Here is a 14,260-nt window from a genome sequence, read left to right on the forward strand (position 1 = left end):
CGCGCCCATGCCATCCAGCCGCGGAGGCTCCGGAAGGAGCGCGTCCCGGGCCTCGCTTCAAATTACGTTCGGAGTGGGGATACCCGTCAAGACCTTAAGCCCGCCTATTTCGCCATTCGCACACTGAGGGCCCGGCCATGGTGAGCCGTTTTACTCCTTTACCAGCAGTGATGCCTGCCACCGCCTGCACGCCCCCTGACCACCCTCGGATGAACCGTTCAGATGTGTCGTACTCATCAGACAGTGGTTGTGCCGGGGAAGGCCAGCTCATCAGTCATACTCTTGCAGGGAACGGCGAGGAGGAAGCACGGTGACCGACACCCCGCGCGAGAGCGGATACCGGCCGGGCTACGAGGTAGCGGCCGAGCAGGTGCTGGAATTGATCGTCCGACTCGGCCTGCACCCGGGCGACCGCATGCCGACCGAGAACGAGCTGGCCCAGCAACTGGGCACCAGCCGCACCGTAGTACGCGAGGCGGTGAAGATACTCTCCGCGCTCGGCCGGGTACGCGCCCAGAAGGGCCGCGGCCTGTACGTGGCCGACGACGAGGGGATGTTGGGCACCGGGCGCTGGGGGTCCTTCTTCCTCCCGACCGACCTCGACCACGTCTACATGCTGTTCGAGTTCCGCCGGGCGCAGGAGATGGAGACCAGCCGGCTGGCCGCCCGCCGCGCCACCCCTGCCGAGCTGAGGGCCATCGAAGAAGCGGCCGGCGTGTGCCGCCACGGCTTCGAGACCGGACGCGAGGAACTGTTCAACGAGGGCGACGACGCCTTTCACACCGCCATCGCCACGGCCTCGCACAACATGTTCCTCCAGGTCGCCGTGCGGGAGGCCCGTAGGCTGCAGGCGCAGTCGAGCCTCATCGGGCTGCGCGGCTCGGTGGGCGGGCACGCCGCCAAGGCCGTCGAGGAGCACGACGCCATCTACCAGGCCATCCGCGCCGGCGAGCCCGAAGCGGCTGCCCAGGCCGCGGCCATGCACATCGACAACACCCTCGACGACTACCGCAGGGAGATCCAGCAGCGTCTCTTCTTCACGTCCCACTGATCCGGCCTCGCCGGACCGGTTCGGCCATCGGGCCCTGTGCGTGACGTCGAATCACGACCCCCGCCGCATCTACGAACGCATCGCCGCGCACGATCCCGACGGCGCCGCCGCGGCGATGTTCCAGCACGTCACCGAGGCCTGGATCGTCCGCCGCAGCGGAACGACCGGCCCCGCGCGGCTGCAGCGTCACCACGGACGCACCCCGTGAGACCGGCCACCCCGCCCGGGGCGCCCAGAACGATGTGAAAGTTTCATCGCGACAGAGCAGCGGCGGCCGCGGCCGCTTGTCCTGGTCAGACGGAGGAACGACCGGGTCCTCTCGGGCGAGGGCCCTCACCGTCGAGCAGGCCGGGCCTTGACAGATCTTGTCACGGTCATATTTGCTCCGCTGCACCATCGCCATCAGCCGCCCGAAAGAAAGGAGAACCGATTACGGCGGCGTTGAGTGAGCGCTAACATCCTGGAAATTCGACCGGTCGGCAAATGCGCTCCGGTATCGCGAGTCTCGACCGGCAGAACGAGGCGCTCCGCGCCGACCCGGTATCACCGAATAAGAGAGCAGAAGCGCCGTCCGCCGACACCCTCAAGGTGATGGAATTGGCTTCCTATTCACGTTTGTCACCCCGAGAAGGGCAAAGGAATTTGCGTGATGTCGAGACTTAGGCTCCTCTTCACCGCTATCGCGTCGGCAGCGCTGCTTCTCGTTCCGGCCACGGCGCAGACGGCGCTGGCCGACAGCGCGACCCCGTCGCTCGCAAAACAGAGCGCCCTCGCGGACACCGCGGGATGCGGCAAGACCCCGACGCTCAGAAGCGGTTCTCAATCGATTACCACGAACGGCAAAAATCGCAGCTTCATCCTGAGGATTCCAGACAACTACAACAACACGACCCCCTACCGGTTGATCTTTGGATTCCACTGGAACGGCGGCACCGCGAACGATGTCGACTCGGGCGGAACCAGTGGTTATCCGTGGTCCTACTACGGGCTCAGGGCGTTGTCGAACAACACCGCGATCTTCGTCGCGCCTCAGGGCCTCAACAACGGCTGGGCCAACTCGGGTGGTGAGGACGTCACCTTCGTCGACGACATGATCCGGCGGATCGAGGCGGACCTCTGTGTGGACACCGCACAGCGCTTCGCCCTGGGCTTCAGCTACGGCGGCGGCATGAGCTACGCGCTCGCGTGCGCCCGGGCGACGGTCTTCCGCGCGGTGGCGGTCTACGCCGGCGCGCAGCTCAGCGGGTGCAGCGGCGGCACGGAGCCCGTCGCGTACATCGGACTGCACGGCCTCAGGGATCCGGTGCTCAACATCTCCGCGGGCCGGTCGCTACGTGACAGGTTCGTCAGGAACAACGGCTGCACGCCCCAGAATCCGCCGGAGCCCGCGCAGGGCAGCCTGACGCACATCGTCACCTATTACTCGGGATGCCGAACCGGGTATCCGGTCGCGTGGGCGGCGTTCGACGCGGGCCACACCCCCGGTCCCGTGGATGGGAGGCCTGGCGACTTCGAACCCGGCGAGAATTCCTGGACCAGGCCAGTGGTCTGGGAATTCTTCACGCAGCTGGGAGGCGGCAACCCGAATCCGCCGGACACGAGCGCGCTGCGAGGTGTGGGGTCGAACCGGTGCCTGGACGTCACCGGCGCCTCGCAGGCCAACGGCGCGCTGGCGCAGATCTGGGACTGCAACGGGCAGGCCAACCAGCAGTGGACCTCCACCAGCGCCGGTGAGCTGCGGGTCTACGGCAACAAGTGCCTGGACGTGAACGGGGCCGGGACGGCGGACGGCACCGCGGTGATCATCTGGGACTGCAACGGCCAGAACAACCAGAAATGGCGCCTCAACGCCGACGGCAGCATCACCGCCGTCGGCGCGAACAAGTGCCTGGACGTCAGCGGCGCCGGCACCGCCAACGGCACCAGGATGCAGATCTGGACCTGCCACGCCGGCGCCAACCAGAAGTGGACCCGCGTCTGACACCCTGTGACGGCAGACCACGCGCCATCGCCGGGGCGAGTCACCGCCCCGGCGATGGCCACGAACACGAGACCGCTGCGATCGGAACCTTTCGCCGTAACTCCTCGACCCGTCCTGATCCTCGGCGAACGCCTGATGGTGCCGAACAGGTCAGGTGCCGGCCCTCAGCGCACGCTGTTCGCGGACCAGCCGCACGAGGTCCGCGAAGGCGACCGCCGTCACGGGCAGCAGGGCGCACGCCACCACCACAGGCCAGCCCCAGACGGCCAGCACCGCCGCGCCCACGAGAGCCCCGACGGCCGCGGCCAGGTGACCTGCCCGCGACAGCAGAGATCGGCGGGGAGCAGGCGACGGGGTGCCGCGGCGGGCCAGACGCGTGTACATCATGGCGACGAGGACCAGCAGGAGCGCCAGAGCGGTGCGCAACGCCCAGCCCTCCCCGGCCCAGACGGCCGAGGCGACAGCACCCGCGGCGGCGAGAAGGACCCCGGCGTTCAGCCACACCTGCCTCCGGAGCGCAGCGCTGAGGAAGATCGCGCGTACCAGCCACGACAGCTCGCCCACCACCCCCGCACCGCCCACGGCCAGGACGGCCCAGCGTCCCGGGCCGATCTCCCCGTCCGGCACACAGGCCACAACCACGCCGAGCAGCAGGGCGAGGACGCCGCAGTGGAAGAACAGCCTGGTGGCGTCGGCCCAGCGAAGCGCCTGGCGCAGATGGCTCTCCTGGACGTTGCGCAGCCATGTCGAGGGCTGCTCATTGGTGACGTGCTCCGGATACCACTGGCCGAGCTCTTCCGGAGTGCACATGTAGCGGCGGGTCCACGCGGTGGCCTGTACGGTGGCGATCTGCGCGAGACCGGCTAGCACGAAGCAGACCAGGGCCGCGTCGGGCCACCGGCTGTACGGCACAGCAGGCGGTTGCGGCGACTGCAGCGCCAGCACCGCGAGCGTGAAGCTGGCTCCGGCCAGCAGCGGTGCGGCGAACCCGCCCACCGCCTGGATGCTGTCCAGGTAGCCCATCGGCTGAGGCGGGCGCCAGGAGCTCACGCGTTCCTCCGCCGCCTGCAGGTGGGGAAGTGGTCGCTGTCGACGCCCCCGCACTCCGCGCACGTGTAGCCTGAACCGCCCGTGCCACGCTGGAACGCCTCCGGCACCGCCCAGGACGCGGCCGGGTGGGTGAGAGACAGAGCGGCGCCCACGTCGGCCGCCACCTGCTCCAGGTCGGCGGACGGTGGGAGCCCGATCAGCAACTCCGCCGTGTCACGCTGGCGCTCCCAGGTCAGCTCGTGCAGCACCCCGTCGTGAGCGGCCAGCGCCCTCTCGACGTCGGCCCTGTCCACGGACACCTGCCGGTCGCGCTCGCCCCGCAGCTGGAGCAGCAGTTCTACACGCATCTTCGCCTCCTGCGAGTCGCGAAATCCTAACCCGCCGGACCGAAACGGATCACTGCTTCCCGCCCGATATCTCAAGTGTGACCACGAGGAGGAAAATGTCCGGCGGCCTTGTCAACGCCCTCGAATCGCACTACCGGAGGTTCACCGACACCGGCGATCCCGGCCTGATCCTGGACCCGGCCATGCGGGTGCTGGCCATGCGCGTCCTCCAAGTCGAGCTGGCGGCGCAGCGGGCCGACCCGTACGTGCTCTACCTGGTGGGGATGGTGCTGTGGTCGCGCGGGGAGCACCTGCCCGACGGTGCGGGCGACGATGACGGGGACGTGGCGTACACGCTGTTCGAGATGGTCTACCGCGACCAGCCGGAGATGCTCGCGCCCGAGCTCCAGGCCGCCTTCGACGCGCGGCAGACCGCGGACGGCGACCCGGAACGCCCGGAGTCGGCCCCCGGGTACTCGGCCGCGCTGGCCCGGCTCGGCCGGGCGGAGCGCAGTGGCGACCCGGCGGCGATCGCGGACGCGGCGCGCTGGTTCGAGGCACGGCTGAGCTACACGGCCGACGACAGCCCGCTGCGGCCGTACCTGATCATGCATCTCGGCGCTGCTCAGCGGGCGATAGCCATGGGCACGTCCGACCCCGCCCCCGCCACCCAGGCGGTGTGGCTGATGCAGGAGGCGGTGGCGGGCTTCCTGCCCGGTCATCCCGCGCGGGCCGGGGCGCTGGTCCTGCTCGGGAGCTGTCACCGCATCAGGTACGAGCGCACGGGCGACCCCGACGACATCGACGCGGCCGTGGAGCGTGCCGAAGAGGCCGTGGCCGAGCCTGGAGGCGACGAACCGCCCTGGCGGCGCCGCTCGGGGGCGTGCATGGCCCGCAGGACGAGGTTCGAGATCAGCGTCGATCCCGCCGACATCCACGCGGCGGCCGAGCACGCCAGGCAACTCATCGCCGAAGCACCAAGGAACCCCCAGGGCCTGGTGGCGCTGGCCAACGCCGCCAACGCGCTGGCCGGGCTGCACGAGTTCGACTCGGCAGCGGAAACCCTGAACGAGGCGGTCGAGCTGCAGCGCGAGATCGTGGAGCTTCTGCCCCGCGACCATCCACGATGGGCTCCGATCCTGGCCGACCTGGCCGGCCTTCTCGCCCTCCGCCACGCCGAACGCGGCGCGCCCGAGGATGCCGCGCAGGCATTGGAAGCCGCCGACACCGCGCTGCGGAACCTGCCGGATCATCATCCCGAGCGGGTACGCCTGGAGCTGGCCCGCGAGACCGTGCTGCGCGTCACCGGCGGCGGCCAGGACACGGGCGAACCGCCGCTGCCCGGCCTGGAACGCTACAGCGCGACCGGCGACGCGGAGAGCCTGCGCCAGGCGGTCGCCGCCGCGCGGCAGCGGCTGGCCGGGCTGCCCCCGTACCATCCGGACCAGGTCGACAAGCGCATCATGCTCGCGACGCTGCTGGCGGAGCTGGGCACGTGGGACCTCGACCCGGAGCAGCTGCGGGAATCCGTCGAGCTGGCACGCGAGGCGCTTCGGCGCTGCCGTCGCTTCCCCGGGCTGGGGCACAGGCTCACCCAGCTGGCCACGGTCCAGCTCGCCACGTCCCTGGCCGGCATGTTCCTCATGACCAACGAGCGCACGTCCGTCGACGAGGCCGTAGACCTCCTCAAGGAGATCGTCGACGGCGACGTCACCGGTCTCGTCCGTGGATCTCTCGCCGAGACGCTCAGATCCCGGGCCATGCTGACCGGCTCGGTCCGCGACATCGACGAGGGCGAGGCCCTGATGCGGGCCGCGCTCGACGGCGAGGCCGACCCGGTCATGCAGGCCGCCTGCCAGGCCGCCCTGTGCCGGATGCTGCGCATGAGGTTCGAGCTCACCGGCCGGGCGGGGGATCTGGACGAGGCGACCGAGTTCGCGAGGCTGGCCGCCCGGATGCCGCCGGACGCTCCGGGCTGGGTGCACGACGCCATCGAGCTGAGCCACACGCTGCTCGTCCGCCATGTCGCCCTGCAGGATCCCGCAGACCTGGACGAGGCCGTGGAGGTGGCGCGATGGGTGCTCACCTCGTACGTGCGAGAGCCCAAGCCGCGTGCATTGGTCGACGCCCTGACCGCGCTCGCGTTGTCCCTGTACGTCCGCCAGCGGGATGCGCCGGACATCGCCGAGGCCACGGAATCCGCCCGCAAGGCCCTCGCCCTCGTGGACGAGCACTCGCGAGCGCCTGCCCTCCGGTTGAACCTGGCCCTTTGCCTGCTCGCGTCGTACCAGACCACCGGCGAGCCGGAGAGCTTGGGAGAGGCGGCCGACCAGGCGGAAGCGGCCCTGAACGCCATTTCGCCCGGCTACCGGCAGGCCCACCGCTACTACTCGCTGCTGGGGGACGTCCGCGCGGAGCAGTACAAGCGGTCCGGGGAACGGTCTGTGCTCGACGCCGCGCTGGCCGCGTCCGAGCAGGCCGTGCGGACCGTGCCCCAGGACGGCCAGATGCGGGCCGTCCTGGGGGTCAAGTACGCCCGCCTGCTGACCCGGGACGATTCCGCACGTGCTTACGCGCTCTACAAGGAGGCGGCGACGCTGGCCACCGCGCCGGTGGACCATCGCATCGCCGCCGCCTGGGACTGGGGAGAACTCGGCGCCAGGAGCGGGAACGCGGAGGAGGCGCTCGCCGGCTACGCCACGGTGGTCGAGCTGATGCCGCTGCTGCTGTGGCGTGGCCTGCCCCGGGACGCGCAGGAGCGGCTGGTGACACGTTGGCGCGGCGCCGCCTCACTGGCCGCGTCCTGGGCGCTGGAGCTGGACCGGCCACAGCACGCGGTGGAGTTGCTGGAGCAGGGCCGCTGCCTGATGTGGTCGCAGCTGGCCGAGACCCGCACCGACCTGAGCCGCCTGCGGTCCGCCGACCCAGAGCTGGCGGCGCGCATGGAGGCCGTGCGGGTCCACCTCGATCCGGCGGCCGCCCCCGTCGCGGTGCTGCAGGGCAACGACACCGATCTCACCAGGCACGCCCGCGCCTGGGATGAGCTGGTGCGCCGGGCACGCGAGCTGCCGGGACTGGCCGACCTCCTGCGGCCGCCGTCGTTCGCCGAGTCCAGCCGGGCGGCCGGCGACGGCGCGGTGGTGCTGGTCAACTGCGCTGAACGACGCTCGGACGCGTTGATCGTGACGCCCGGCCAGGTCAGAGTCGTGCCGTTGGAGGGCTGCGGGCTGCAAGACGTCGGAGACCGGGCCGTGGCCTGGCAGGACGCACTCGCCGCGATCGACCGCGGGACGGCGGATGTGGGGGCGTATCTGACCGCGTACCGGACGGTGGCGGACACCCTGGCTTTCCTCTGGGACCACATCGCCGAACCGGTGCTCTCCGCCCTGAGCGGACACGACGGCGCAGAGCTTGTCCGGGTGTGGTGGGTGCCGACCGGGCCGATGGCACTGCTGCCGCTGCACGCGGCCGGGCATCACGCCCCGGGCGACGCGCGGACCGTGCTCGACCGGGCCGTCTCGTCCTACACGCCCACGCTGCGCGATCTGGCCCAGGCCCGGGCGCGGACGGCAGCGGCCACGGGCGGGAGCGGGCTAGTGGTCGCGGTCTCGCATGCGCCCGGCGTGCCGTCGCTGCCGCACGCCGGGCCGGAGGCTGACCGCGTGCTGGCCCGCCTGCCGGAGGCATCGCCATTGCGGGAGGAGGAAGCAACTGTGGCCCGCGTGCTGGACGAGCTCCCCCGCCGCAGCCACCTGCACCTGGCCTGCCACGGCGACCAGGAGGTGACCGACAGCTCGTCTGCCCGGCTGCTCCTGCACGACGGCGCTCTCTGGCTGCGTGACCTTCCCAGGCTCAATCTCGCCAAGGCCAGGCTCGCCTACCTGTCGGCCTGCCGGACCGCGACGGGCGCGATCCACCTCACCGACGAGGCTGTCCATCTGGCCGGCGCCCTGCACATGGTGGGGTTCCCCGAGGTCATCGCCACCGCCTGGCAGATCTCCGACGAACTGGCGCCGGAGATCGCCGACCTGGTCTACGCCGGCCTGGCCGCAGGCGGCTGGGACCCTCACAGCAGCGCCGCTCCCATCCTGCGCTCGGCCGTCCTGCGGGCCAGGGACCTTCGTCCCGGTGATCCGCTGCTGTGGACCGCCTACCTCCACGTCGGTCCTTGACGCCAGATCCTCGAAGTTTCTGTTGCTGCCTGATCGGTCAGGTGGGCACGGAGATCACCGCCATCGCCTTCCGAGGTGGCGCAAGGGCGCGTGCCGAGTGTCGCTACGTCACCGGGCCTCCATCCGGACGGAGACGAGCACCGCTGCTTGGTGGTGGCGAGGCGCCCCGGCTGCTTCCCCACAGCCGGGGCGTCTTCATTGGGACGGGGCAAATCGATCCCGCTCCACCCCTACCCACATAGTCCTAATTGTATGCTTTTGTCCGTTTTGCGCCTTCTTAAGGCGTGGCACGCCGGCACGGACCCAAAGGCATCGTCGTCAAAGAGGCGGTGCGGACGACGATCAACCGGCGGGTGGCATTGTCGAGACACGGGTGACCGTGCCGGGCTGGGCGGAGAGCAGGGTCTGGGTCCAGCCGGAGGTGTCGACCGCGCCCTGCCCGGACACGTCCGCGCCGTCGCCGTCGTAAGGGTAGATGTCGAAGTAGCGATACAGCGATCCGTCGGCTTTGCGACCGTAGTAGACGCCCCCACCCGGCCACAGCAGGTGGTCGAACACCTGCCAGGTGGTGGCGCGCAGCTGGTAACGCAGCCAGAGGCCCGCCCCCATGATCTTGTAGGAGATCAGCGCGCCAGTGGCGGTAGTCCCCAGGATGTACCCCAGCCCGGTCGCGGTGAGCGTCTTCAGGGTGAAGCCCGTCCCGATGAGCGTGTTGCCCGTGATGTCAGCCAGTGCCGGCTTCGCCACCGTGATGATGTACCGGCGCAGGGCGTCACCGGTGATCCCGAACAGGTACCTGCCGTCGTAGGCCAGCAGGTCGTGGGTGTAGCCACTGCCGAGATACACCGGCGTCGCGAACTCGAGGGTGCCCGTCACGTTCTGCACGTCGATCCGGTAGAGCTTGCCCGCCGTGCCGCTCTCGGTCACCAGCAGCGTGTCGGCGTTCAGCGTCGCCATCGCCTTCGGTGTGAAGCCCAGCGTCTTCGCCGAGAGCACCGGACCCGACGTCCGTTTCCCGGACGCCGCGTCGATCGCCGTGTACGTCAGCCGCCCGTCCGGCAGCACCCCGTACACCGAGGCCACCCCCTCCGGCCTGCGCACGTGCGGCCAAACGGTGTTGACGATGATCTGCGCGTCGGCGGCCTGTGCCTGGTAGCGGCCGGGGTGGACCGCGCCCTGGACCGCCTGGCAGACCTCGCCGACCGGCGCGGTGACCCAGGCGCGGTCAGGGTAGAGGCTGATCATCTTGTCGAGGAACGCGTCGGCCGCCCACGCTGCGTCGGTGCGCTGCGTGGTGCTTCCCCACGCGGGCCCCATCCGGAAGAGCCCCAGGTCGCCCTGGACGAGTTCCTCGCTGATGTTCTGGATCCCGCTCTCCACGATGGCCGTGGCGAGCGCGATCACGGCGGCCCGCTGCGGCTGCCCGCGGTCCGCCACGGCCTTGATCACCATGCGGGCGCAGGAGACGCGGTAGGCGTCCATGGAACCGCGCATCGTGCCGCTGAGCGTGGCGTTGAGCTCCGTGGCCACGGCGGCGTCGGCCGCGGTCTGACCGGCCGGGTCGCAGGCGGCCGTCCCAGAGGCGGCGGCCGCCGCAGGATGGGGGGCGGCGGACAGGCCGATCGCAATGATCACGGCTGCGGTCGTGGCGGCCGCACGAGACAGAAGGGGTCTTAACACTCGGATTCCTTTCACGAACTCGTCACGCAATTCCAGAGACGGCAAATCCGCGCAAAAAGGCGATGTCCATGCCGAAGGACCCTAGGTGGCGGCGGTATAGCGCTGGTATGTCGGGGCTGAGCGGCGCGTATGGAGCAGCCGATCGGGCTCGGCCCTGCTCCTTCCCGCGCCATGAAGCACGACTGGACATCTAGATCAGTGTCCGTCTGGCAGCAATCGGGAACACCGGACATCTGTCCGATGCGACCGGCGCCCTGGGATTCCTAGCTTTGAACTGTGAACTTCGGGATGTACTCGCAGAAGGCGCTGACCGACGGCCCGTCCCGGTGCCCGTGGGCGCCCACCCGGCCGTCCCCGGCACGCGTACGGCATCGCGCCGCAGCTCTCGCCGAACACGGCGGTCCGTGTCGGGTCGGCGCCCCACTGCGCGGCATGGCGACTGGGAGTGCTGAACGGCTGTGCGTTGGCCCGGAACTTCATGGACGGCGGCATCGACATGGTGATCGTGGACGTCCTGACGGACGGCACCGCCGAGCTTTGTCGGGAGTCGCTGCCTGACCTGCTGATGCTGCGACTCGCGGTCGACATTCCCCAAGCGGAGAGACGAGCGCAGACTCGACCCGTGTTCCTAACACCGGAGGAGCTCCGCGTGCTGCATGAACGGCAGGCTGATTTCACCGCAGGCGACATCCGAATGGACACCACCCGGCTGTCTGCTCATGATGTCGCCGAGCGGGTGCGGGACATCTGGTTGTCCTGCTGATGAACCAGATGTGACCAAGCGACTCAACGGGTGAGGAGCGTATCCGTGTCCACCGTCCCCACGGCCCGCAAGAGCGGACGATCCTGGGCCCTGCTGCTCGTCCTGTGCGGCACGATCTTCCTCGAGGGCAGCGACGTCGCCATGCTGGCCGTTGCCATCCCCACCATCCGCGCCGACCTCGGCCTGACCACCGGCACCGCGGCGTGGGTGATGAGCGGCTACGTGCTCGGCTACGCCGGTTTCACCCTGCTCGGCGGCCGCGCCGCCGATCTGCTGGGCAGGCGACGCATGTTCCTCACCTGGCTGGGCGTCTTCCTGATCTTCTCCATGCTGGGCGGCTTCGCGACCGACGGGTGGATGCTGATCGGCGCCCGGTTCGTCACCGGCGTGGCGGCGGCCTTCATGACCCCCGCCGCCATGTCGATCATCACGACCTCGTACCCGGAGGGGCCGCAGCGCGACAAGGCCCTGCTGGTCTTCGCCGGCGTCGGCGCCGGCGGCTTCTCGCTGGGCCTCGTCATCGGTGGCCTGCTGACCGAACTCGGCTGGCGCTGGGTGTTCTTCGCCCCGGTGTTCCTGTCCGTCGCCATCCTGCTCGCGGCGCTCAGGCTGCTGCCCGCCGAGGCCCGCCCTGAGCCCGCGCATCGCGGCTACGACCTGGCCGGCGCGGCCAGCGCCGCCGCCGCGATGTTGCTGCTCGCCTACGGCATCGTCCGGCTCGAGCACCGCGGCGAAGGACTCGGGCTGACCCTCGGCGCGCTCGCCTCCGGGCTGGCGCTGGTGGCGGCATTCATCGTGATCGAACGGCGCGCCAAAGCGCCGCTCGTCCGGCTGGGGATCTTCCGCAAGGCCGCGATGGTCCGGGCCAACCTCGCCGCGCTGCTGTTCCTGGGTGCGTTCTTCGGCTTCCAGTTCATCGTCACGCTCTACCTGCAGGAGCTGCGCGGCTGGTCCTCGCTGCAGACCGCGATCGCGCTGATCGTCATGGGCTGCGACGCCGTGCTGGCTCCCATCCTCACCCCTCGCCTGGTGAACCGGTACGGCCACGCCCGGGTGATCTTCGGCGGCTTCCTGCTGGCGATCGCGGCCTACGGGCTCTTCCTGCGGGTGGAGATGGACTGGTCGTACGCGGTGATGTTCCCGACCCTGATCATCGCGGGCACCGCCTTCGCCCTCGCCTACGGTCCGCTCACGATCGCGGCCACCGACAGCGTGGCGGAGGAGGAGCAGGGTCTGGCCGGCGGCCTGCTGTACACCTTCACGCAGTTCGGCTCGGCCGTCGGGATCTCCGCGGTGACCGCGGTGTACGGGTTCGCCGCGGCCGGCGCCGATGGTTCACCGGGCGCGGTGCTGGACGCCTACCGCACCGCGCTCGTCGTCCCCGTGATCATGGTGCTGCTGGGGGCGGCGGTCTCCGCCTTCGGCCTGCGCGGCGCCAGGCCCGCCGGCCGGCGGAAGGGCGCGGCGCCCGAGTCCCACGACGAGGTCAGCGACGGCGTTCCGGGGTGACTGTGCGACGACGGGCCTCAACTTCAAGCTCAGCCGGCGGTGCGAGCAATGGCTGACCAAGCTCCAACGGCTCAGTACGGCTCCGGGTCCAGACAAGTCCCGGTCTCGAACCCGTCGGCGGCCGAGGCTCATCGGGGGTGGGCGCGATTTCTGTCAGGCTGGATTGACGGCACCATGCCTGTCAATCTAGCCTGACAGGCATGCGAACCATCACACCGCCCGCGCCCGGCCACGGCGCGCCACAGGCGGACCCCCATGACAGGATCACCAGACGCTTACTGCTGTGCGGGGCGGTCGCCGGGCCGCTGTTCGTCCTCGCGTTGCTGCTCCAGGGCGCAGTCCGCGCCGACTACGACCCGCTGCGCCACCCGGGCAGCTCCCTCGCGCTCGGCGAGGACGGCTGGGTCCAGGCGGCCAACTTCATCGTCGCCGGCGTGCTGTCGCTGGCCTTCGCCTTCGGGCTGCGCCGGGCGCTCGGGGGCGCGGTCTGGGGGCCGATTCTGGTGGGGATATGGGCTGTCGGATTCATCGGCGCCGGAGTGTTCACCAGCGACCCGGTGAGCGGGTATCCCCCGGGCACCCCCGCGATGTTGCCGGAGCACAGCAGTCTGACGGCCGCACTCCACGATCTTTTCTCACTGCCGGGGTTCGTCGCACACCTCTTGGCGTGCGTGGTGCTCGCGCGGACATGGGGAGCCGGGTGGGCTGTTTACTCGGTCGTCAGCGCGGTGGCGTTCGCGGTGGCCATGGTGCTGGCCTCGGCCGCGTTCACGCAGAATCCCGCGCTGGTCGCGTACGGCGGGCTCCTGCAACGCGCTGCGGTGACCATCGGGTGGGCGTGGCTTGCCGTGCTGGCGGTGCGCCTGCTGCGAGGGGGCAAATAGCAAGCCGGCCGTCCAGCACCGGTACCACGGCCGGGTGTACGGCGCGCGGGCCGAATCACCCATGCGGACGGCGCGAACACGCGCGCCACGCCCTGCCGCGTCGAGCACCGGGTGGCGGAGCGGATCGCCCGGCTTGAGCCCGCGGTTCGGTACGCGAACCCTCGTCGTGCGCGGGAAGGTCATCGACCAGATCGTGGCCGATCAGGTGCCGGTGGCGGTGTCGATGCGGCCGGACCTGGTCGCGGGACACGCCCATCATGCGGCGGGCGCGGGCCAAGTTCGCCACCTTCTCCCTGCACCTGCGGTCGATCGCGGACCTGTGCGGTTGCCTGGTGGTGGACCAGTGGCCGATGCAGGGGGTGCGGGACTGGCGCGCCCGGATCGCCTGCACATGAACAAGGAAGACCACCGGATGGTCGCCGCGAAGGTGCTCGGGGTCCTGCCCGAGGACGACCGGCGCAAGGTGTGGCCGCCCCGGGAGCGGGTCCATCCCGCGGCCAAACGCCGGGAGGACGCGCAGTGGCTCCGTGAACGTTTCAGGCCGTGGCTCGGGCGGCGCCTGCGCGGAACCTCCTCCGGCGACAACGTCACCGCGAAAAGACTGGAGCTCATCCCGTTCGAGACGGGCGCCATCTAGACAGGCGGCCTCCGGACGGTGAGCCCGGGCAGATGCCAACCTCCTCGTGAAAGGGCTCTCTCAGACGTACGGTGTCGGGATGGAGCTAGCTGAGATCCGGAGATATCCGGTGAAGTCGGTTTCGGGGTGGGTGGTGGATTCGGCGGTCGTGGAGCCATGCAGGGCTTCTGCCGCCCGGCTTGCCGTACAACCAGACCGGTCCCGTGG

The 14,260-nt window shown here is 70.2% G+C and carries 12 protein-coding genes; 9 read left to right on the forward strand and 3 right to left on the reverse strand.

Annotated features, from left to right (window positions below; translation table 11 throughout):
• Nucleotides 1-310 precede the first annotated feature (310 nt).
• From ETD86_RS23635 to ETD86_RS23645, 3 genes are all read left to right on the forward strand, one after another.
• Nucleotides 311-1,051, forward strand: a complete 741-nt coding sequence (locus tag ETD86_RS23635) for a FadR/GntR family transcriptional regulator (protein ID WP_138668342.1) — start codon at nt 311-313, stop codon at nt 1,049-1,051.
• 40 nt (nt 1,052-1,091) lie between these two features.
• Complete coding sequence (locus ETD86_RS23640; protein WP_211370262.1) at nt 1,092-1,259, forward strand: hypothetical protein; 168 nt, start codon at nt 1,092-1,094, stop codon at nt 1,257-1,259.
• A 441-nt stretch (nt 1,260-1,700) separates the two neighbouring features.
• Complete coding sequence (locus tag ETD86_RS23645) at nt 1,701-3,032, forward strand: RICIN domain-containing protein (RefSeq protein ID WP_138668343.1); 1,332 nt, start codon at nt 1,701-1,703, stop codon at nt 3,030-3,032.
• A gap of 150 nt (nt 3,033-3,182) precedes the next feature.
• Here the strand turns inward: ETD86_RS23645 and ETD86_RS23650 are convergent, their stop codons facing one another.
• Both ETD86_RS23650 and ETD86_RS23655 read right to left on the reverse strand, forming a co-directional pair.
• Nucleotides 3,183-4,082 carry a hypothetical protein gene (locus ETD86_RS23650; RefSeq protein ID WP_138668344.1) on the reverse strand — a complete coding sequence of 300 codons (900 nt, stop codon included), beginning with the start codon at nt 4,080-4,082 and terminating at the stop codon, nt 3,183-3,185.
• On the reverse strand, nt 4,079-4,429 hold the full coding sequence (locus ETD86_RS23655) for a hypothetical protein (protein ID WP_138668345.1): 351 nt from the start codon (nt 4,427-4,429) through the stop codon (nt 4,079-4,081). The genes ETD86_RS23650 and ETD86_RS23655 overlap by 4 nt, the downstream gene beginning before the upstream one ends.
• Before the next feature lie 95 nt (nt 4,430-4,524).
• Here ETD86_RS23655 and ETD86_RS23660 point away from each other — a divergent pair, with 95 nt between their 5' ends.
• The gene (locus tag ETD86_RS23660; protein ID WP_138668346.1) at nt 4,525-8,580 is read left to right on the forward strand and encodes a CHAT domain-containing protein; all 4,056 of its coding nucleotides are present in this window, start codon (nt 4,525-4,527) and stop codon (nt 8,578-8,580) included.
• 342 nt (nt 8,581-8,922) lie between these two features.
• Here ETD86_RS23660 and ETD86_RS23665 read toward each other — a convergent pair whose 3' ends face one another.
• The gene (locus ETD86_RS23665) at nt 8,923-10,215 is read right to left on the reverse strand and encodes a hypothetical protein (RefSeq protein ID WP_211370263.1); all 1,293 of its coding nucleotides are present in this window, start codon (nt 10,213-10,215) and stop codon (nt 8,923-8,925) included.
• A 523-nt stretch (nt 10,216-10,738) separates the two neighbouring features.
• On the opposite strand from ETD86_RS23665, the gene ETD86_RS23675 reads away from it, so the two are divergent.
• From ETD86_RS23675 to ETD86_RS23690, 5 genes are all read left to right on the forward strand, one after another.
• Nucleotides 10,739-11,023 (forward strand): hypothetical protein, encoded by a 285-nt coding sequence (locus ETD86_RS23675; RefSeq protein WP_138668348.1) that lies wholly within the window; start codon nt 10,739-10,741, stop codon nt 11,021-11,023.
• 45 nt (nt 11,024-11,068) lie between these two features.
• A complete protein-coding gene (locus tag ETD86_RS23680) occupies nt 11,069-12,532 on the forward strand; it encodes an MFS transporter (protein WP_246148096.1) in 1,464 nt (487 codons plus the stop codon).
• A gap of 200 nt (nt 12,533-12,732) precedes the next feature.
• The gene (locus ETD86_RS23685; RefSeq protein ID WP_138668349.1) at nt 12,733-13,416 is read left to right on the forward strand and encodes a DUF998 domain-containing protein; all 684 of its coding nucleotides are present in this window, start codon (nt 12,733-12,735) and stop codon (nt 13,414-13,416) included.
• Between the two features lie 257 nt (nt 13,417-13,673).
• The gene (locus ETD86_RS55355; RefSeq protein WP_170223232.1) at nt 13,674-13,811 is read left to right on the forward strand and encodes a hypothetical protein; all 138 of its coding nucleotides are present in this window, start codon (nt 13,674-13,676) and stop codon (nt 13,809-13,811) included.
• On the forward strand, nt 13,808-14,053 hold the full coding sequence (locus ETD86_RS23690) for a hypothetical protein (RefSeq protein WP_138668350.1): 246 nt from the start codon (nt 13,808-13,810) through the stop codon (nt 14,051-14,053). The genes ETD86_RS55355 and ETD86_RS23690 overlap by 4 nt, the downstream gene beginning before the upstream one ends.
• Nucleotides 14,054-14,260: the final 207 nt, after the last annotated feature.

It is taken from the genome of Nonomuraea turkmeniaca, assembly GCF_005889735.1.
Lineage (GTDB): Bacteria > Actinomycetota > Actinomycetes > Streptosporangiales > Streptosporangiaceae > Nonomuraea > Nonomuraea turkmeniaca.